Source organism: Klebsiella sp. CN_Kp106 (genome assembly GCF_040064575.1).
GTDB lineage: Bacteria > Pseudomonadota > Gammaproteobacteria > Enterobacterales > Enterobacteriaceae > Klebsiella > Klebsiella michiganensis.
This window is the reverse complement of sequence record NZ_JBEAIG010000001.1, coordinates 234997-255096: the sequence shown is the minus strand read 5'-3', so window position 1 is coordinate 255096 and position 20100 is coordinate 234997. Positions and strand designations below refer to the sequence as shown.

21 protein-coding genes and 1 other RNA gene are annotated in these 20100 nt (G+C 53.7%); 15 read left to right on the top strand and 7 right to left on the bottom strand.

The window, feature by feature from the left end:
• Positions 1-63 precede the first annotated feature (63 nt).
• Entirely contained in the window at positions 64-471 is a 408-nt protein-coding gene (locus tag ABLU96_RS01120; protein ID WP_025107156.1) for a hypothetical protein, read from the bottom strand.
• A 254-nt stretch (positions 472-725) separates the two neighbouring features.
• On the opposite strand from ABLU96_RS01120, the gene ffs reads away from it, so the two are divergent.
• The 3 genes from ffs (at position 726) to ABLU96_RS01105 (ending at position 1607) form a co-directional block, all read left to right on the top strand.
• An RNA gene (gene ffs, locus ABLU96_RS01115) (signal recognition particle sRNA small type) lies at positions 726-822 on the top strand.
• 315 nt (positions 823-1137) lie between these two features.
• On the top strand, positions 1138-1395 hold the full coding sequence (locus ABLU96_RS01110) for a hypothetical protein (protein ID WP_004848294.1): 258 nt from the start codon (positions 1138-1140) through the stop codon (positions 1393-1395).
• Positions 1392-1607 carry a hypothetical protein gene (locus ABLU96_RS01105; RefSeq protein ID WP_004129860.1) on the top strand — a complete coding sequence of 72 codons (216 nt, stop codon included), beginning with the start codon at positions 1392-1394 and terminating at the stop codon, positions 1605-1607. The genes ABLU96_RS01110 and ABLU96_RS01105 overlap by 4 nt, the downstream gene beginning before the upstream one ends.
• 133 nt (positions 1608-1740) lie before the next feature.
• Here ABLU96_RS01105 and ABLU96_RS01100 read toward each other — a convergent pair whose 3' ends face one another.
• Positions 1741-3168, bottom strand: coding sequence for a PLP-dependent aminotransferase family protein (locus ABLU96_RS01100; protein WP_046876987.1), 1428 nt, complete (start codon positions 3166-3168; stop codon positions 1741-1743).
• An 87-nt stretch (positions 3169-3255) separates the two neighbouring features.
• On the opposite strand from ABLU96_RS01100, the gene ABLU96_RS01095 reads away from it, so the two are divergent.
• Positions 3256-3870: a membrane protein gene (locus tag ABLU96_RS01095; RefSeq protein ID WP_014228193.1), complete on the top strand. Its 615-nt coding sequence runs from the start codon at positions 3256-3258 to the stop codon at positions 3868-3870.
• A 92-nt stretch (positions 3871-3962) separates the two neighbouring features.
• Complete coding sequence (locus ABLU96_RS01090; protein ID WP_004848301.1) at positions 3963-4316, top strand: DUF1428 family protein; 354 nt, start codon at positions 3963-3965, stop codon at positions 4314-4316.
• 46 nt (positions 4317-4362) lie between these two features.
• Here ABLU96_RS01090 and ABLU96_RS01085 read toward each other — a convergent pair whose 3' ends face one another.
• Positions 4363-5229: a nickel/cobalt efflux protein RcnA gene (locus ABLU96_RS01085; RefSeq protein WP_064405090.1), complete on the bottom strand. Its 867-nt coding sequence runs from the start codon at positions 5227-5229 to the stop codon at positions 4363-4365.
• Positions 5230-5396: 167 nt separating this feature from the next.
• Here ABLU96_RS01085 and ABLU96_RS01080 point away from each other — a divergent pair, with 167 nt between their 5' ends.
• On the top strand, positions 5397-5669 hold the full coding sequence (locus ABLU96_RS01080) for a metal-sensing transcriptional repressor (RefSeq protein ID WP_004129869.1): 273 nt from the start codon (positions 5397-5399) through the stop codon (positions 5667-5669).
• A 2-nt stretch (positions 5670-5671) separates the two neighbouring features.
• Here ABLU96_RS01080 and ABLU96_RS01075 read toward each other — a convergent pair whose 3' ends face one another.
• Both ABLU96_RS01075 and ABLU96_RS01070 read right to left on the bottom strand, forming a co-directional pair.
• On the bottom strand, positions 5672-7258 hold the full coding sequence (locus ABLU96_RS01075) for an EAL domain-containing protein (RefSeq protein WP_048261436.1): 1587 nt from the start codon (positions 7256-7258) through the stop codon (positions 5672-5674).
• Between the two features lie 243 nt (positions 7259-7501).
• Entirely contained in the window at positions 7502-8611 is a 1110-nt protein-coding gene (locus ABLU96_RS01070) for an ABC transporter ATP-binding protein (RefSeq protein WP_004848307.1), read from the bottom strand.
• 353 nt (positions 8612-8964) lie between these two features.
• Here ABLU96_RS01070 and ABLU96_RS01065 point away from each other — a divergent pair, with 353 nt between their 5' ends.
• From ABLU96_RS01065 to ABLU96_RS01040, 6 genes are all read left to right on the top strand, one after another.
• Entirely contained in the window at positions 8965-10197 is a 1233-nt protein-coding gene (locus ABLU96_RS01065; RefSeq protein ID WP_064374547.1) for a maltodextrin ABC transporter substrate-binding protein, read from the top strand.
• A gap of 56 nt (positions 10198-10253) precedes the next feature.
• Positions 10254-11561: a sugar ABC transporter permease gene (locus ABLU96_RS01060; protein ID WP_004848312.1), complete on the top strand. Its 1308-nt coding sequence runs from the start codon at positions 10254-10256 to the stop codon at positions 11559-11561.
• Between the two features lie 10 nt (positions 11562-11571).
• Positions 11572-12423: a sugar ABC transporter permease gene (locus tag ABLU96_RS01055; RefSeq protein ID WP_004848313.1), complete on the top strand. Its 852-nt coding sequence runs from the start codon at positions 11572-11574 to the stop codon at positions 12421-12423.
• Between the two features lie 4 nt (positions 12424-12427).
• Positions 12428-13630 carry an arabinogalactan endo-beta-1,4-galactanase gene (locus ABLU96_RS01050; RefSeq protein WP_032694156.1) on the top strand — a complete coding sequence of 401 codons (1203 nt, stop codon included), beginning with the start codon at positions 12428-12430 and terminating at the stop codon, positions 13628-13630.
• A gap of 31 nt (positions 13631-13661) precedes the next feature.
• Positions 13662-15719 (top strand): beta-galactosidase, encoded by a 2058-nt coding sequence (locus ABLU96_RS01045; protein WP_048261447.1) that lies wholly within the window; start codon positions 13662-13664, stop codon positions 15717-15719.
• Between the two features lie 65 nt (positions 15720-15784).
• Positions 15785-16099, top strand: a complete 315-nt coding sequence (locus ABLU96_RS01040; protein WP_064405086.1) for a PTS transporter subunit EIIB — start codon at positions 15785-15787, stop codon at positions 16097-16099.
• A 123-nt stretch (positions 16100-16222) separates the two neighbouring features.
• Here the strand turns inward: ABLU96_RS01040 and ABLU96_RS01035 are convergent, their stop codons facing one another.
• On the bottom strand, positions 16223-17494 hold the full coding sequence (locus ABLU96_RS01035; protein WP_014228201.1) for a maltoporin: 1272 nt from the start codon (positions 17492-17494) through the stop codon (positions 16223-16225).
• Positions 17495-17763: 269 nt separating this feature from the next.
• Here ABLU96_RS01035 and ABLU96_RS01030 point away from each other — a divergent pair, with 269 nt between their 5' ends.
• From ABLU96_RS01030 to ykgO, 3 genes are all read left to right on the top strand, one after another.
• Positions 17764-18837: a LacI family DNA-binding transcriptional regulator gene (locus ABLU96_RS01030; RefSeq protein ID WP_009653595.1), complete on the top strand. Its 1074-nt coding sequence runs from the start codon at positions 17764-17766 to the stop codon at positions 18835-18837.
• Between the two features lie 119 nt (positions 18838-18956).
• Positions 18957-19220, top strand: a complete 264-nt coding sequence (locus ABLU96_RS01025) for a type B 50S ribosomal protein L31 (protein WP_004848323.1) — start codon at positions 18957-18959, stop codon at positions 19218-19220.
• A complete protein-coding gene (gene ykgO / locus ABLU96_RS01020) occupies positions 19220-19360 on the top strand; it encodes a type B 50S ribosomal protein L36 (RefSeq protein ID WP_003859006.1) in 141 nt (46 codons plus the stop codon). The genes ABLU96_RS01025 and ykgO overlap by 1 nt, the downstream gene beginning before the upstream one ends.
• On the opposite strand, the gene ABLU96_RS01015 is transcribed toward ykgO, so the two are convergent.
• Complete coding sequence (locus tag ABLU96_RS01015) at positions 19357-20055, bottom strand: GNAT family protein (protein WP_048261453.1); 699 nt, start codon at positions 20053-20055, stop codon at positions 19357-19359. The genes ykgO and ABLU96_RS01015 overlap by 4 nt on opposite strands.
• Between the last annotated feature and the right edge of the window lie 45 nt (positions 20056-20100).

Sequence of the window (20100 nt, the reverse complement as noted above, 5' to 3'; positions counted from 1 at the left end):
TACGTCCTGTTGCCGGAAAAGGCTCAGGATAAGCGTTGTATGACGGGCTGTACAGATAGCGGGTCAGGCCGATTTAACGATGGTAAATTCCAGCGCCAGACCCAGCACCTGCATGCCATGAACATTTTCATTCGCCGTATTGCTCAGCAGTGTTTCAAGAAACTTCAGGCGTTTTGACTGGGCGTTAATCACCAGCTTTGCGCGCATTGCCGGAAGCTTAAGCGTTGATATCGGATACACCACGCGACCGCTGACGTCGATGGGGAGTTTACGTAATTCAATGTGCTGAAGGACGCCGACGGTAGAGTAGAGCAGCGCGACCGGGGTGACGGCGAGCAGCTGATTATTGCTAATCGTCACAAAATCGAGGATGACCTCCGGACGCAGAAAGTTTAAACCGCGGAAGGAAACGGTCACTTCGGCGATGGCCGGCATCGCCAGGGTAGTGATTAAACGCGGTGATTCACTCATTCATATACCATTGAGACAGTGCGTTGATTAAAAAAGACGGTAGATAAGCCTCATTATGGCCGCTGGCGAGGATTTCCGCTGAGAGTGTGCTCGCAATCTCATAAGGGGATCGGGGCCATTTTACGGTGAGAAGCCGCTGTAGACGCGACTTTGCGCAATAAACCAGCACCCAATCGCCGGCGGCTTGCAATTCAGGGGTTCAGCAGGGATAATGCGCCAGCGCGTTAGGTAACTAACGTTCTCAATGGGGGCTCTGTTGGTTCTCCCGCAACGCTACTCTGTTTACCAGGTCAGGTCCGGAAGGAAGCAGCCAGAGCAGACGACGTGTGTGCCGGGATGTAGCTGGCAGGGCCCCCACCCATTTCAGGGTGCCCTCTCGCTATTCGCATTCATTCCATGGTTTCCCTCAGCCTTCATATTTAATATCCACAAATATATTGTGAGTATTTTTGGTTTCTAAACCCTCTATTTTTTATGCCAAAAAATTCACTACGTCATAAATTTGAAATTTAACTGAAATATTATTGTCATCTTTATGTCATATATAACGTGCAGATTATTCATGGGAAAATGTTGTTTGATATAAGCTAAAAATATATCTCTGGATCAGCATGTTAACTTCGTGTATTAATTATATGATGATTTTATTTCACGGGAAGCGTGACTATGACCACTGTGGTTCTGAACGTAAAAATTGATGGCGAGTTAAAAGAAAAGCTGCGTCAGTATGCGGAAGAAAATAACGAAAATTTAGGAACAGCTACGGAGAAACTGCTGCTGCTGGCCTTTCAGGTAGCGGAATCAGCAGACGAGGCGGGGGTTTCGGAAGAAGATATCGATAGCCAGCATACCGAAGAGGAAGCGTCTCCATTAACCCCTAAAGAAATCAAAGCATTACGTAAAATTCTGAAGAAGAAAAAATGAAACAACAACTCTCTACAGCCAGCAACTATAGCGAAGCCTGCGATATGCTGCGTTCCGGATACGTTAAGCACGTACGCCTGAACTGGAATATCGGTAGCGATGAGTTCTTTCGCATTGCCTCCGACTGGTGTGACACAGGGGCAAAAATAAAAAAAGATGAAGACGGCTTTATTATTTCTCTGAAAGGGTTTCCGATCCCGCGTCAGCATTAATGAAACTATTGCAATTTTGTCATCGGGCTGACACGTCAGAAAGACAAAATTGAAGCGCAATTTTATAAAAACATCTCATATGCGTCATGGATGATGGTTTTTGACGGGCTGGCTCCAGCCCGTCGATATTTTCTTAAATGATTTTCCTCAGGCGGAAACTCTCTTTCTGCTCAGTCAGACTATGCCACAACGGCTGCAATGTCGTAAACGCGCTGCGCAGTTCGTCATCCGAAAGGGTAAAGGGCAAACGCAAATAGCGATCAAACGCGCCGGCCAGGCCAAAGCGAGTTCCCGTCCCGATGTGAATTCCCCGGCTTTCAGCGCGAACGGAAAAGAGCGTCGCCAGCATTCCCGGTAATTCCACCCAAAAAGAGAGTCCTCCTTCCGGCGGCGTGAAGTGCCAGTGGGGAAAATATTCCGCCATCAGCGCGCCGCACATATCCCGGCGAGTCGCCAGCATGGCGCGCCGTGACGGTAGCAGCCTGTGCTCATTCTCAAGCAACCAGCAGCAGGCCAGCTGTTCCAGCAGCGGGGAGCCGAGATCGAGAGAGTCGCGGGCCTGAACTAGCGAAGCAATGGTTCGTGAAGAAGCGCGGATCCAACCTATGCGCAGGCCGCCCCAGAAGCTTTTTCCCGCTGAACCGATGGTTATCACCGGGGCATCAGGATTAAATGCCGCTAAAGGCGGCGGCGGCGGGGCGTCATACCATAAATCCACCATTGTTTCGTCTGCCACCAGCGTGGTGCGGGTTTGTGCGGCGATGTCCGCTACCCGCTGGCGCGTTGCGCTATCCATACAGCGGCCGGTGGGATTATGAAAATCCGGCATCAGCCAGGCCAGACGCGGAGCCGTTTGGGCAATCGTTGCCGCCAGACCATCGCAATCCCATCCCTGCTGCGGTAACGCCACGCTAACCGGACGACATGATGCGCCCTGTATCGCGCTAAGCGCCATGGGGTAAGTTGGCGCATCCACCACCACCCGATCGCCGGGCCCGGTGAATAAACGCAGTACCAGCGCAAAGCCGCTAAGCGCCCCGTTGACGATCATCACTTCATCGCTGCGGGTTGGCAGCCCGCGTTCGCTATAGCGGCGGGCGATGGCTTCGCGCAGAAGCGGGAGCCCTTGTTGATCGTAACCGGTGTTGGATAAATGTTCAGGCATGATCTTTAAGGCCTGGCTGTAGGCCTGATGGATCTCGGGGCCGGCGCTAAGGGCGGCAACGGCCAGATTCACCGATAGCGGGTCCGTTTGTTTGGCCGCCGCCTCTACCGGACGCTCCGGCAAGGCGATCCGCGAACCGCTTCCCTGACGGCTGTAGAGATAGCCTTCTTCCCGAAGCTGACCGAGCGCGCTGGCAACCGTGGTGCGGCTGATATTCAGGGCAGCCGCCAGTTCACGTTCGCCGGGCAGTCGCGTTTCCAGCGCCAGGCGGCCATCGAGAATGAGCAGGCGCAGCGCTTCTGCAAGCTGACGCCAGATAGGCGTGCGAGAAGTGGACTCCTGCCAGTGACCGAGCAGCCGTACCAGCGATTGTGCACCAAAGCGACGAGATAACATGGCAATCCACTTTTTAAAAACTGGCCATTAATTATCAATCCATTTTTACTGATGATAAGGGAAATCGCAATTGCCCTGAGGTGAAAAATGGTACGTCGCTTGCTGCAACTTTACATTGGTCTGGTCCTGTACGGCGTGTCGACCGCGTTATTTGTGCATGCCAATCTGGGGGCCGATCCGTGGGATGTTTTTCATCTGGGGATCGGTAAGCAGTTTAATCTGGATTTTGGTACGGTCATGATCCTGACGGGAGCGGCAGTGCTGCTGCTGTGGATCCCGCTACGGCAAATGCCGGGGCTGGGTACGGTGAGCAACGTGATTGTGCTGGGGCTGGCGGCAAACGCGACCTTAGCCGTGCTGCCGCCGTTGGATTCGCTGGTGGCGCGTAGCCTGCTGCTGGCGGGCGCTATCGTACTGAATGCGCTGGCGACGGGGATGTATATTGGCGCGGGCTTTGGTCCCGGGCCGCGCGATGGGCTGATGACCGGTCTGCATGCTCGTACGGGGTGGTCGCTGCGCGGTATCCGCACCGCGATTGAAGTTTCGGTCCTGCTGATTGGCTGGATGATGGGCGGCAAGTTTGGCGTGGGAACCGTACTCTATGCGTTAACTATCGGCCCGCTAATCCAGCTGTGCCTGCCGTGGTTTCATCAGCCAGCCGCGCGGAAGGCTCTGGCGAAACCCGGTGAGGCTATCTCCTGATTTTACGCTGCCATCAGACCTGGAGACTAAACTTATCAATTCAGATACGGCCGGATTCTCCGGCCGTACTGTTCACTTCGGAGAGCAGACTCATGAAGTACGTTGATGGTTTTGTCGTTGCCGTACCGGCGGAAAATAAGGAGGCATACCGCGAGATGGCAGCAAAGGCCGCGCCATTATTTAAAGAGTTTGGCGCACTCCGCGTGGTCGAGTGCTGGGCGGATGATGTCCCGGATGGCAAGCTGACCGATTTTCGCCTGGCGGTGAAAGCGGAAGAGAGTGAAGAGGTGGTGTTCAGCTGGATTGAGTATCCCTCTAAAGAGGTTCGCGATGCCGCGAATGCCAAAATGATGGCCGACCCGCGGATGAAAGAGTTTGGCGAATCGATGCCCTTTGATGGAAAACGAATGATATACGGCGGCTTTGCCCCGCTTCTGGATGAGTAATTCATCTTTGCCATCCCCATAGCTTTTGGGGATGGCGATAGACGCGCTACAGATGACTCCAGCCATGCAGCAGCATATAAAAACCCACCACCATAATCAGGGTGCCGGAAATCCACGGCGCTTTGCGCGAGAGATCGTTCAGCCCGGGCCAGCGGTTTGCCACGTGCTTCAGGCTGAGGGCGGCAATTGCGCCGGAAGCCACCAGGGTGATCGCCAGCCCAACGCTAAACCCCAGTACCAGGGTTGCCCCCAGCGAGAACTTTTTCAACTGCAGGCAAATGAGCAGCACGGTAATGGATGCCGGGCAGGGAATGAGTCCCCCGGTCAGTCCGAACAAGACGATCTGCCCGGTGGTGACCCGCTGGCCGTTAAAGCGGCGATTGATCGCTTGCGCATGCGCGCGCTGATGGGCGTCCTGCCAGTCATCGGCGGCAACCCGCGAAGGTTGGTGAGCGTGAGGATGATGTTGATACGCAAGGTGGCGATCGTGATGATGTTCATGTTCATGTTCATGTTCATGTTCATGTTCATGTTCATGTTCATGTTCATGGTCATGGGTATGGGTATGTGAACGCGATTCGCGCCAGGTACGCGCCAGCATCCAGCAGGCAATCAGTACGATAAGGCCCCCTGAGATTAGCTGAAACCAGGGTTCCGACGTTTGTGCATTCCAGCCGCGGCCGAACCACAGGCCTGCCATGGCCACCAGCCAGACCACCGCCGTATGCGATACCGTCGCCGCCAGCCCCAGCAGCACCGCCTGCTTTAATGTTCCGCGCACCGCCACGATAAATGCCGCCATCATGGTTTTTGAGTGCCCGGGCTCAAGGCCGTGCAGCGCGCCCAGCAGAATCGCGCTGGGAATAAATAGCCAGGCGTTGCCCTGCTGCAGGAGTGAAGCGAAATCGTTCATAACGTGATCCCTAACTAAAAAGTGCTTGTATGCTACTCCCCCCCAGTACATAAATACTACCCCCCAGTAGAAAAATACTCCGGGGGAGTAGGGCATGTTATGCTGTTCTGATTACATACAAGGGTCGTTAGTGGAAACGATCGATTAATCAAATAGTGGATCGCGAAATGTCACATACCGTTCGTCACAAGAAGATGTTATTGACCCGATTGAAGAAAATTCAGGGGCAAAGCGCCGCGCTGGAAAAAATGCTTAACCGCGAGCATGAATGCGCAGAGGTTCTACAGCAGCTGGCTGCCATTCGCGGTGCGGTAAACGGCATGATGATGCAGGTTATCCAGGGGCATTTAACGGATCATGTCGTGAAGGAGCCGGAAGAAGGTCAGCGTGAGGCTGACCTTGATGTGGTGATGCAGGTGATAAAATCCTATCTGAAATAGGCTCAGTCATCATGTGTTCCGGACGGTGATGAATACGCCTTGAGGTTATTCTCGGCCCACAGAATAAATTTCTCTTTTGGCAGCGCCTTACTATAAAGCCAGCCCTGGGCATACAGCACGCCATGCATGCGCAGCCAGTCGCGTTGGCTTTCGGTTTCGACGCCTTCTGCGACGGTCGCCAGATTGAGCGCTTTCGCCATTTCAATGATGTGCGGCGTCAGCGATTCACACTCCAGCGTATCGACAAATGCTTTATCGATTTTCAGGGTATCAACGTCCAGCTTTTGTAAATAGCTCAGGCTGGAATAGCCGGTGCCGAAGTCATCGATGGAGATACGGTGTCCGGCCTGACGATAGCCGGCGATGACTGGCAGAGTGGTTTGCGGGTCGACAAAACCGCGCTCGGTGATTTCCAGAATGATCTGCTGAGCGCTGATGCCCCAGCGCTGAAGCTGCTCTTGTAACAGCATCGGCAGCCTTGGCGAACGCAAATCATCAACCGACAGGTTTATCGAGATATGTATCTCCGGGCGCTGCCGCAGCCAGGTACCGAGATCGGTAAAAATTTTTCGTACAATATCTTCGGTTAAGCGGGTAATCAGCCCGGTTTGTTCGGCAAGCGGAATAAAAATATCCGGCGATAAGAAACTGCCATCGGGCTGCCTCCAGCGAGCAAGCGCCTCTGCACCGACGATCTTTCCGCTCTGCAGCGAAATAATGGGCTGGTAATAAACCTGGATGGCATGAGAATTCAGCGCGTCCAGCATCCCATTACGCGGTGAGCGCAGCCTCCGCAGCAGGCGAAGCAGCAGAAATGAGGCCAGAAGGCTGGTGAACAGACCAATCGGCAGCCACAGCATCAGCTGCTGATGTAGCTTTTTCTGCAGCGGCACCGTCGAGGACCAGGTGGCAATGGCCAGCCCCAGCTCCGGGAGACGATGAAGACGATAAACGGTGCTATCGAGGGTTAGGGTCCTGGCATACTGATGCTTAATTTTCTCCCAGACGGCAGCGTTGAGCGGTTTACTGCTAATGATGATTTGATCGTGCTGCGTGCCGAACAAGAGCGTGTGAATCTCTTCATGGCCTAATGGAATGACATCGATAAACGACACGGGATCGATCATCACCACGTGATGCTCGCTGCCCATGGCCGTCATTTTATGTTTCAGACCCAGGTCGTTAACTGAGGTAAGCCAGGTACGATAGCCATCGGCCGTGATATGGTCGGGAGCAGGAAAGGTAACCGAAACCTGATGATCTTCGAGGGAAGAGCACTGCGGAATACCCTCATGTAACCACAGCACTTCCTGAACGTAGCGATGGGTATAGGCGATCCGTCGCATCGTGAGCAAATGCTGCGGACTGCAGGTGGTAGCCGCATGCGCATCAGCTTCGTTCAGCGCCTCTCTTGCCTGATCGGCAACCTGCTGAACGCGGGCCAGTACGCGGACGGAAAAGTTGTCCAGTTCGCTATAAAATTGCTCTTTGGCCTGCTGCATTGCCAGCCAGATGCTCAGCGCGACCGGCAGGATAATGGCGAGTATCAATACCCCTGTAACCAGACTCACCTGATGCCGGGTCGTCATGAGTATTTCCTTATTTTATTGAGGGGTTCGATGAGTATACGCGAAAGATAAAAGAGGGTTCAGCACGGGGTAGAAAAAGGCCCGAACCGCAAGATAGCAACGAATTCGGGCTAACAGTGGATGAACCGCGACGCCCAAGGCCTGGAGCGTCGCGGAGAAAAACGAGGGCTGGTATGCTGGCAATAAGCGTTGTCAGCACAGATTCATATTCTAAAGCGCAATCATGACAGTCATATGTTGCGCTTAATGGGCGTCCGGCGCAGCGATGTCAGCGCTAATCCGCTGGTCGTTTTCGTCGAAGACCATGCAGTAGCGATCGTCAAACGCGACCCTTATCTTCTGCCATGGACGGAAATGAACGTCGCCGGGCAGCAGAATTTTGACGTTATCGTGGCCGTAGCACTGGCCGAACAGATAGGTGTTGTTACCCAGTCTCTCCACGACTTCACATTGAAACTCAACTACGGTACCGATATTCACATCAGTTGAGAGATGTTCAGGGCGAATACCGAGGGTAACGGCAGCGCCGGGCTGCAGCGGCGATGTGGTGATATTGAGCGTCAGATTATGATCTTGCGCCATCTTCACGCTAAGCTGGCCCGGCTGCCATGCGGTGACCGTCGCGGGCAGGAAGTTCATTTTCGGCGAACCGATAAATCCCGCAACGAACTTATTGACCGGGTTGTAATACAGCGACATCGGCGAACCCATCTGCTCAACTTTGCCGTAGTTCATCACCACGATTTTATCGGCCAGCGTCATCGCTTCAACCTGATCGTGGGTGACATAAACCATGGTGGTTTTGAGTTCATGATGCAGTTTAGCAATATGCAGGCGCATCTCAACGCGCAGCTCGGCATCCAGGTTGGAGAGGGGTTCATCAAACATAAACACCCGTGGATTACGCACGATGGCGCGACCGATCGCCACGCGCTGGCGCTGGCCGCCGGAAAGCTGCTTAGGTTTGCGATCCAGCAGATGAGAGAGCTGCAGCGTTTTCGCCACCATTTCAACCTGGCGGCGAATTTCATCTTTTGGCACTTTATTCACCTTCAGGCCATAGCCCATATTTTCCGCTACCGTCATATGCGGGTAGAGCGCATAGGACTGGAATACCATGGCGACGCCGCGATGGGCAGGAACGACATCATTCATCACCTCATCGCCAATAAGCACTTCACCTTCGCTCACCTCTTCGAGACCGGCAATCATTCGCAGTAGCGTCGATTTGCCGCAGCCTGACGGACCGACGAAAACCGCAAACTCGCCATCTTCAATATCAAGATTTACCTGATGCAGCGTCACTGTACTGCCGAACCGTTTGGTGACATTCCTCAGTCGTATATTGGACATCAACACTCCCCGGGTTAGTAGCCGTTTTTGCCGTTGGGATTTGGGCTGTGACGCATTATTTGTATAACGTGTAACAATTCAGCCGGGCGATGCTCAACGACACTAAAATCATGCAGTGACTATAACTTCCAGAGTTTTAGCGCCCTATATCGATGTTTCATTTCTGCAATCACGATCACACAACTGGCAGCTTTCAGTAGTTTTGTCAGCATTCAAAGCGTACCGTATAACAAATCAGGAATAACGGCATATTTGTTTATGAATCACCGTTTATCAGTTAACTGAAAGATTCTCGGAAGTCACATCGCCCAATAAAAACCATTAAATTGTTATACCTTCACATGAGGTTGATAATGAAAAAGAACACTCTTGCTGCACTGATCCTTACTACTCTGGCTGCCGGGCAGCTGGTTAGCCTGCAGGCGCACGCGGCCGGACAGCTCAACGTCTGGGAAGACATCAAAAAATCCGACGGCATTAAGGCCGCGGTAAGCGATTTTGAAAAGCAGTTCAACGTTAAGGTGAACGTGCAGGAAATGCCGTACGCCCAGCAGCTGGAAAAGCTGCGCCTTGATGGCCCGGCGGGCATTGGCCCGGACGTGCTGGTGATCCCTAATGACCAGCTAGGCGGTGCGGTCGTCCAGGGACTGCTGTCTCCCCTGACGCTGGACCAGGCGAAGCAGGAGGCCTTTACGCCGGCATCAATCAACGCGTTCCATATGGATAACGTGCTTTACGGCGTACCGAAAGCGGTGGAAACCCTGGTGTTGATTTACAACAAAGACCTGATCGATAAGCCGCTGGATAGCCTGCAGGACTGGTTCGACTATTCGAAGCAGCAGCGCGAAGAGGGTAAGTACGGCCTGCTGGCGAAGTTTGACCAGATCTATTACAGCTGGGGCGCTATTGGCCCAATGGGCGGCTATATCTTTGGCAAAAACGACAAAGGCAGCTTCAACCCGCAGGATGTCGGCCTGAATAAGCCAGGCGCGGTGGAAGCGGTGACTTTCCTGAAAAAATTCTACACCGACAAGGTATTCCCGGCGGGGATCCTCGGCGATAACGGGCTGAACGCCATCGACTCGCTGTTCACCGAGAAGAAAGCGGCTGCGGTGATTAACGGCCCGTGGGCCTTCCAGCCGTATGAAGCGGCAGGCATTCATTATGGCGTCGCGCCTTTGCCGACGCTGCCGGATGGCAAACCGATGAGCTCCTTCCTCGGCGTGAAGGGCTATGTCGTCTCGACGTGGAGTAAAGATAAAGCGCTGGCGCAGCAGTTTATCGAGTTCATCAACCAGCCGCAGTACGTGAAAGCTCGCTATGTCGCCACCGGAGAAATCCCGCCGCTGAAGGCCATGATTGACGATCCGCTGATTAAGAATGACGAAAAGGCCAGCGCGGTGGCGGTGCAGTCAGCGCGGGCGACGGCGATGCCCGGGATCCCGGAAATGGGTGAGGTATGGGGCCCGGCGAACGCCGCGCTCGAGCTTAGCCTGACCGGTAAACAGGAGCCGAAGGCGGCGCTCGATAACGCTGAAAAGCAGATCAAGATGCAGATCGAAGCCATGCAGGCCAGCAATCAATAATTCGGTGATGTAACAGAACGGGAGGGCCGTCCTCCCGTTTTCAGAAGGAGTCGTGTGTGATTATCAATCCCAGCGAAAATATTGCCGAAGCGCGCGGCGCAGGACGCCATGCGTGGTGCGGCCTGTTGCTGGCTATCGTGCCGGGTTTTGGGCAGTTTTATCACCGCCAGTGGCTGAAGGGGATTGTCTTCCTGGTGCTGCTGAGCAGTTTTATGAGCATTTTCTATGACTTTCTCAGCGAAGGCCTGTGGGGGTTATATACCTTAGGCGAGGAAGTTCCGCGGGATAACTCTATTTTCCTGCTGGCGGAAGGGATAATCAGCGTACTGATTATCGCATTCGGTTTGTTGGTCTATTTCCTCTCGCTGCGCGATGCCTGGGTTAACGGCAAAAAGCGCGATGAAGGCATGGCGCTGAATAGCGTACGCAAGCAGTATCAGATGCTGCTCAGCGAGGGTTTCCCGTATCTGATGATCACGCCCGGCTTCATACTGCTGGTGTTTGTGGTCATCTTCCCGATCCTGTTTGGTTTTGCTATCGCCTTTACTAACTACAACCTTTATCACACGCCGCCGGCGAAGCTGGTGGATTGGGTGGGATTCAAAAACTTCATCAATATTTTCACATTATCCATCTGGCGCTCGACCTTCTTTGACGTACTGCAGTGGACGGTGGTGTGGACGCTGCTGGCGACGACCCTGCAATGTACCGTCGGCGTGCTGCTGGCGATTCTGGTCAACCAGAAAGATCTGCGCTTTAAGCCGATGATCCGCACAATTTTCATTCTGCCGTGGGCGGTGCCGGGCTTCGTGACGATTCTGGTTTTTGCCGGCATGTTCAATGATTCATTCGGGGTGATTAACAACGCCATTTTGTCCTTCTTTGGCATCACGCCGAAGGCCTGGCTGACCGACCCGTTCTGGACTAAAACGGCGCTGATCATGATGCAAACCTGGCTGGGCTTTCCGTTTGTTTTCGCCATGACCACCGGCGTCCTGCAGGCGATCCCGGACGATCTGTATGAAGCGGCCACCATGGATGGCGCCAGCGCGTTTACCCGCCTGCGGACCATTACTCTGCCGCTGGTGCTCTACTCCATTGCGCCGATCATCATCACTCAGTACACCTTCAATTTTAACAACTTCAATATCATCTACCTGTTCAATAACGGCGGACCGGCGGTAGCCGGGTCGAATGCCGGCGGTACGGATATTCTGGTGTCGTGGATCTACAAATTAACGATGTCGTCTTCGCAATACGCCATCGCGGCCACCATCACGATTCTGCTGTCGATTTTTGTCGTCGGCCTGGCGTTGTGGCAGTTCCGCGCCACGAAATCCTTCAAAAACGACGACATGGCGTAAGGGAAGCAACATGGCTAAATCACCGAGTATTAAACGCGAAAAGTGGATTCGCCTGTCTCTCACCTGGCTGGTGGTCCTCTTTGTATCGACGATCATTATATATCCGCTGGTCTGGACGGTAGGGGCGTCTCTGAACGCCGGGAACAGTCTGCTGAGTACGTCGATTATTCCTGAAAACCTGTCGTTCCAGCATTACGCGGATCTGTTTAACGGCAATGTGAATTATCTCACCTGGTACTGGAACTCGATGAAAATCAGCTTCATGACCATGGCGTTGACCTTAATCAGCGTGAGCTTCACGGCCTATGCGTTCTCCCGTTTTCGTTTCAAAGGGCGGCAGAACGGGCTGATGCTGTTTCTGCTGCTGCAGATGATCCCGCAGTTCTCGGCGCTGATTGCGATCTTTGTTCTCTCTCAGCTGCTGGGGTTGATCAATAGCCATCTGGCGCTGGTGCTGATCTACGTTGGCGGCATGATCCCGATGAATACCTGGCTCATGAAGGGGTATCTGGACGCGATCCCCAAAGATCTGGATGAATCCGCGCGGATGGATGGCGCCAGCAGCTTCCGCATCTTTATCGAAATCATTATGCCGCTGTCGAAGCCGATTCTGGCGGTGGTGGCGCTGTTTTCATTTACCGGCCCGCTGGGGGATTTCATCCTCTCCAGCACCATTTTGCGTACCCCGGATAAATACACGCTGCCGATTGGCCTGTATAACCTGGTGGCGCAGAAAATGGGCGCCAGCTATACCACCTACGCGGCGGGCGCGGTGCTGATTGCCGTCCCGGTGGCAATTCTCTATCTGGCGCTACAAAAATACTTTGTTTCCGGCCTCACCTCAGGCAGTACAAAAGGATAACCCCATGAAAAGATTAACACCCGCGTGGCTTGCTGTTTCTCTGGCATGCTGTTTTTCCGCCGGTACGCTGGCGGCAGATGCGCTGCAAACGAAGGCGTTTAGCAATATGCCCGCTGATTTTATTAAAGGCGCGGATATCTCTACGCTGCTGGATGCGGAAAAGCACGGCGCGAAGTTCTTTAACCACAACAATCAGCCGCAGGATCCGATCGCGATTCTGAAGGCCGACGGCGTGAACTATGTTCGCCTGCGCCTGTGGGTGGATCCAAAAGACGCCCAGGGTCAGCGTTACGGCGGCGGCGATAACGATCTGGCGGCGACGCTGGCGCTGGCGAAGCGCGCAAAAGCGCAGGGTATGAAGCTGCTGCTTGATTTCCACTACAGCGATTTCTGGACCGATCCGGGCAAGCAGTTCAAGCCGAAGGCCTGGGAGAAAATGGATTATCCGCAGCTGAAAACCACGATCCACGACTACACCCGCGACACGATTGCCCGCTTTAAGCAGGAGGGGGTGCTGCCGGATATGGTCCAGATCGGCAACGAGATCAACGGCGGTATGCTGTGGCCGGAGGGCAAAAGCTGGGGGCAGGGCGGCGGCGAGTTCGATCGCCTGGCGGGGCTGCTTAACGCCGCCATTGACGGCCTGAAGGAAAACCTCACCGGCGGCGAGCAGATTAAAATTATGCTTCATCTGGCCGAAGGCACGAAAAACGACACCTTCCGCTGGTGGTTTGATGAAATCAGCAAGCGCAACGTGCCTTACGACATCATTGGTCTGTCGATGTACACCTACTGGAATGGTCCGATTAGCGCGCTGAAAGCCAATATGGACGATATCAGCAAGCGCTATAACAAAGACGTGATAGTGGTGGAAGCCGCTTACGCCTATACCCTGGAAAACTGCGACAACGCCGAAAATAGTTTCCAGGCGAAAGAGGAAAAGGATGGCGGTTATCCTGCCACCGTACAGGGGCAATATAATTATATTCACGACTTAATGCAGGCCGTTGCGGACGTACCGGACCACCGCGGTAAAGGTATTTTTTATTGGGAGCCGACGTGGATTGCCGTACCGGGAAATACCTGGGCGACGCCTGCCGGAATGAAATATATCCATGATGAATGGAAAGAGGGGAATGCCCGGGAAAATCAGGCGCTGTTTGATTGCCAGGGAAAAGCATTGCCGTCGATGAAGGTATTCAATTAATTATTCAGCTTTACACTTCAGGATGTTTATTATGAAAAAATTTGCGCCTTTGAGTCCGAAGGTCAATGCGCTATTGCATGGCGCCGACTATAACCCGGAGCAGTGGGAGAACTATCCCGATATTATCGATAAAGATATTGCCATGATGCAGCAGGCAAAATGTAATGTTATGTCGGTAGGGATATTTAGCTGGGCGAAACTTGAACCTCAGGAAGGCGTATTTGAGTTTGGCTGGTTGGACAGTATCCTGGATAAACTCTATGCCGCCGGCATTCATGTCTTTCTCGCGACCCCAAGCGGCGCGCGCCCGGCCTGGATGTCGCAGAAATATCCTCAGGTCCTGCGCGTCGGTCGCGATCGGGTGCCTGCGCTGCACGGTGGACGTCATAACCACTGTATGTCGTCGCCGGTCTACCGTGATAAAACCCTGAAAATAAATTCCCTGCTGGCGGAGCGCTACTCGCAGCATCCGGCGGTGCTGGGCTGGCATATCTCCAATGAATACGGCGGAGAGTGCCACTGCAGCCTGTGCCAGGAGCGTTTCCGCGACTGGCTGAAAGCGCGCTATGAAACGCTGGATAACCTCAATCACGCCTGGTGGAGTACCTTCTGGAGCCACACCTACAGCGACTGGTCGCAGATCGAATCTCCGGCCCCGCAGGGGGAAGTCTCCATTCATGGTCTGAACCTGGACTGGCATCGCTTCAATACCGCTCAGGTGACGGACTTCTGCCGCCACGAAATTGCGCCGCTGAAAGCGGCGAATGCTGCGCTGCCGGTAACAACCAACTTTATGGAGTATTTCTACGATTACGACTACTGGCAGCTGGCGCAGGTGCTGGACTTTATCTCATGGGACAGCTACCCCATGTGGCACCGTGATAAAGATGAAACCACGCTGGCCTGCTACACCGCTATGTATCATGACATGATGCGCAGCCTGAAGGGCGGCAAACCGTTTGTGTTAATGGAATCCACCCCGAGCGCGACCAACTGGCAGCTGACCAGTAAGCTGAAGAAACCGGGAATGCATATTCTCTCTTCTCTGCAGGCGGTGGCGCACGGCGCGGATTCGGTGCAGTACTTCCAGTGGCGTAAGAGCCGCGGTTCGGTTGAGAAGTTTCATGGCGCGATTATCGATCATGTCGGTCATCTGGATACGCGCGTGGGTCGTGAAGTGACGGCGCTCGGCGAGATGTTAAGCCAGCTGCCGGGCGTCGTGGGCTGCCGGACGGATGCGAAAGTGGCGATTATCTTCGACCAGCAAAACCGCTGGGCGCTGGATGATGCACAGGGGCCGCGAAATCTCGGCATGGAGTATGAAAATACCGTCAACGAACATTACCGTCCGTTCTGGGAGCAGGGGATTGCGGTTGATGTTATCGATGCTGACGTTGACCTGAGCGCTTATCAACTGGTCATTGCGCCAATGCTGTATATGGTTCGTGAGGGATTTGCCGAACGCGCCGAAGCGTTTGTGGCTAACGGTGGTCATTTAGTTACAACATACTGGACGGGTATTGTTAACGAATCCGACCTTTGCCATCTCGGCGGTTTCCCGGGCCCGCTGCGTAAACTGCTGGGCATTTGGGCGGAAGAGATTGACTGCCTGAACGACGGCGAACGCAACCTGGTACAGGGGCTGGCGGGCAATGAAGGGGGCCTGCAGGGACCGTATCAGGTACGCCATCTGTGTGAACTGATCCATGCCGAAACGGCGCAGCCGCTGGCGACCTACCGCGATGATTTTTACGCGGGAAGACCGGCGGTTACCGTCAATCACGTGGGTAAAGGTAAGGCCTGGCACGTCGCTTCGCGCAACGATCTGGCTTTCCAGCGGGACTTCTTCACCGCCATAAGTAAAGAGCTGTCGCTGCCGCGTGCGGTGGCAGCCGATTTCCCGCCGGGCGTGGTGGCGACCGCACGGACGGACGGTGAGACCACCTACGTGTTCCTGCAAAACTACAGCGCGCAGCAGCAGCAGGTGACCTTACCGCAGGGCTATCAGGACAGCCTCACCGGCGCGGCACTGAACGCGCCGTTGACCTTAAAAGCGTGGGATTGCCGCATTCTCAGCCGTCACGCGTAATTTTTCTCTATCCACGCCTGCTCGCAAGAGCAGGCGTTTTTTTATCTGCTTATCAGGAGTCTATTATGGTGAGTTTAAAATCCTTTCTGAATTATTTCTCCCAGTCTCGTCCGGCGGTAACGTTAAGCCCGGCGGAACAACAACAGATTGAACGTTTAATTCAGGCTTTTGGCGGCGAGGCGAATATTGTCAACGTTGACGCCTGTATCACCCGCTTACGCGTCACGGTGAATAATCTGTCGATTGTTGACTCTCAGGCGCTACAGCAGCAGGGAGCGCTTGGCGTTATTATCCTTGGGCAGCAGGAGCATGCTATTTTCGGTAAACAGTCGGATGCTTTGCGTCAATTACTTGACGAACACTTTGCCAGCCGTAAATAAAATAAAACGGGATAACGCAATAATGAGTTATCCCGAAAAGAAAACAAAGCATTCAATGGCAATAATGATTACCGGAGGGTAATTAACGACCTTACAGCTGGAGATAAAACAGTTAAATGACGACTACCACCAGGCCTCGACCTGTACACCAAAGTTCCACGTATTATTGGCAGTTTGATCTTCGAACGGTTTACCGTTTTCAGAGTCATTCAGATACGAAGCGAAAATGCGCAGTTCCGGGCGAGACATAAAGTCAGGGCCATCGGCCAGGCCCAGCGCGATGGTATATTTCTCACCGGCCTGCTTATAATCAGTATTGTTCTTGTAGCTATCTTTTTGGTAAAAGCCGCCCACTTCGCCAATCAGGCGCACGTATTCGGTGAACTGATACTGCCCACGAGCCACCAGCGACAGCATGCGCGTTTTATCCGTGTAATCGGTGATGTTGTCCGCGGAGCCCCAGGTGAGAACGTGGTTAATGGAGAACTTTTCGGTAATCGGAATTAAACCGGTATTAATCACGCGGTATCCGGTGGCGTCATTGACGTAGTTCCACATGTCGTACCAGCCGCCGCCCTGGGAAACCATGTTCTGCGCCAGCCCTTTGTTGGCGTACTGCAGCACCGTTTTGTTGTAACCACCCAGCATATCCTGGCTGATTTCACCGGTCAGCATGACGCCGTTTTCAGCATCGTATAGACCACCGTAGGAGTCCTGCTTTTTAGTGGTATTCGGCATCGCGTAGTCGATACCAAATTCGGTCCACGAACCGGCCCACGGCTTCCAGCCTGCGTAGCGCAGGTCGAGGTAGTTAATGTTGACGTTGCTATCGCCATCGACGCGGTAGTCGACGTCATTGGCATCTCCGCGGATCCAGGCAAATGAAACGGCCCCCGGGCCGAGCGTATAGTTTTCGATCCCGGCACCGGATCCGGAAATGTTCCAGTATTTGGTATCAATGATGTGGAGATCGTGGCGCTGGTAGTAGCGTTTACCGCCCCAAATGACCGCGTTCGGATCGCCGGGGACCAGCCCTTTGATTTGCAGGTTGAGCTGGCGCAGGCCGAATTGGGCATCATCATCGAGCGTGGTTTCGTTATCGTTAGAACCGTCAGAGACCATGCTGACCATGCTATCAAGATAGAAGCTAACGTCATTCTTCTTATAGACCTCTGATCCCAGCTCCAGCTCGCCGTAGGTATCGGACTCATTACCCAGACGGCCAATTTTGTTTTTTTGCCATTCGGCCTGACTACCGTCGCCGGAGACCCCAACCCCGGCGCGCATATAGCCATGAAAATCGATACCCGGAAGCGTGGCGGAAGCAGCAAACACGGATGGTGAAATCAGCGCAGCGGCCAACGCAGCGGAGAGTGTGCGCAGCGTAGTGTTCATGTCTATCCTCTTATTGTTTTGTATTACGTTCACATAACCGATGTCATAAAATGCCTAAACCCGAATTCAGGCAATTAAATGATCGCTATAGTGTGATTAACTGCAAATAAATTGGCGGGTTTTGTAACGACTAGTGAGTCCATTCACAATTTGTTGTATTGTGAGCGTAATACTTTTTGTGATGATTGTGGTTCGGGGGACGCGGCGATGAGCGTTTTTTCACATTGCCCCTGTTACAATCCAGGGATAACAACATAAGGAACCGGACTATGAAGTCTAAAAGCGCGACCTTAGAAGACGTTGCTCGCCATGCGGGCGTCTCCTATCAGACCGTGTCCAGGGTACTCAATAAATCTGCTAATGTATCCAAAGCCACACGCAGCAAGGTGGAGAAATCCATTGAGGAGCTGCGCTATGTCCCAAACCGCCTGGCGCAGCAGCTGGTAGGAAAGCAAAGCCGCACCGTGGGCCTGGTCACCATCTCCCTCGCATTGCACGCGCCTTCTCAGGTGGCTGCTGCGGTAAAACGCTATGCGAATGTGGAAGGCTATCAGGTGCTCATCTCCATGATCGATGAGAGCGTCAACCAAAGTATTCAAGATTCCATTAATGAACTTAAGTCTCAGCTGGTGGATAAGGTCATCATCAACGTGCCGCTGGAGACTGAACTGGCTCAAAAAATTGCCGCTGATAACGATGATATCGTCTGTCTGTTTTTAGATGTTGACCCCTACAGCTCCGTGTTTAACGTTTCGTTTAACCCGGCTGACGGCACCCGGGCCAGCGTCAAATATCTCTATGAAATGGGGCATCGGGAGATCGCGCTGCTAGCCGGCCCGGAAAGCTCGGTATCGGCTAAACTGCGTCTGAAAAGCTGGATTGAGACCCTTGAGGGATATGGCCTGCAGCCGGTCACGGTGATTCGCGGTAACTGGGATGCGCAGAGCGGCTATGCCGGCGCGCTGCAAATGCTGCGGGAGACGCCAAACTTTACCGCCGTTCTGGTGGGTAACGATCAGATGGCGCTGGGCGTACTGAGCGCGTTTCACCAACATCAGGTGCCGATTCCGGGGGAAAAATCGGTTATTGGTTATGATGACACCTATGAGAGTTCGTTCTTTTACCCGGCGCTCACCACCGTTTCGCTGGATCTTGATTTACAAGGAAAAGAGGCCGTCCGGCGCCTTCTCGATAGCGGCGATCGCGAGACATCTCATACTTCTTCTATCCTTCCGGCTCGTCTGGTCGTGCGCCACTCTACCGGGCCAAAAACGGAGCCGGGTAAAAACCTGCAGTCTATTGCCGAACAGCTCAGAGCGCTGGCGCATCAGCTTAATCCTTAATCCTTAATCCGCAACGGGCGGCCTGCGCCGCCCTTTAGCCCCTTCCATTCTCAGGGTTGATCTTTGTATTCACCCGGCGTACCATGATGTTATGTTATAACGTAATGATTGAGGTCGCTATGAAACCCAATATTCATCCGCATTATCGTACGGTGGTTTTTCACGATACCAGCGCCAATGAATACTTCAAAGTCGGATCAACGATCCGTACCGAGCGCGAAATTGAGCTGGAAGGCGAGACGTATCCCTACGTAACGCTCGATGTCTCCTCCAAATCGCATCCGTATTACACCGGCAAACAGAAGGCCTTCAACAATGAAGGCAGCACCGCGCGTTTCCGCCAGCGCTTCGGCGGTTTTATTGATGCGAAAAGGAGTAAATAATGCAGGTGCTCAACTCATTGCGTAGCGCGAAACAGCGCCACCCGGATTGCCAGATCGTCAAGCGTAAAGGGCGGCTGTACGTTATCTGCAAAAGTAATCCTCGCTTTAAGGCCGTCCAGGGGCGCAAGAAGAGACGTTAACGGAAGCTCTCCAGCGTTCGTAACTGCCGGCCGTCGGCGCTAAAGTTGTCGGCGGCCAGCCACTGCTGCATTGCCTTGTCAATCTGCGGCCACTCGGAATCGATAATCGAAAACCAGTCGGTATCGCGGTTGTGGCCCTTTATCACCAGCGCCTGACGAAAACGCCCCTCATACTGAAATCCCAGCCGCAGCGCCGCCCGGCGTGAAGGCTCGTTCAAACTGTTGCATTTCCACTCGTAGCGACGATAGCCGAGCGTTGCAAAAATATAATGCATCAGCAGCCATTGGGCCTCGGTGGCCATCGCCGTCCGGCTTAGTAAAGGCGAGAAGTGAACGTGGCCGACTTCAACAACGCCATTTTTAGCATCGATTCTCATCAGCGCCAGTGAGCCGACGGGCTGGTCTGTCCGTTGATCTATCACGGCAAAGTGAATGGGATCGGCCTGCCCGGAAACGTGCTCTATCCACGCGCGGTATTCCTCTACGCTGTTATCCGGCTCACGCAGCAGCCACGTCCAGCTTCGGGTGTCCGGGGCCAGCCGATGGGCGTCAAACAGCGCACCGGCGTGCGTGGAGCGCAATGGCTCAAGGCGGCAAAGGCGGCCCTGCAGATTCAACCTTTCAGGATGCGGACGGGGCAGCCAGTCGGGCAGGGCTGCGCCAACGGGTTGATCGAATTGATTAAGATGGCTCATGAGGTTTTCCTTTGGCAGGTGAATGCTGCGAGATTAGGCGCTTGT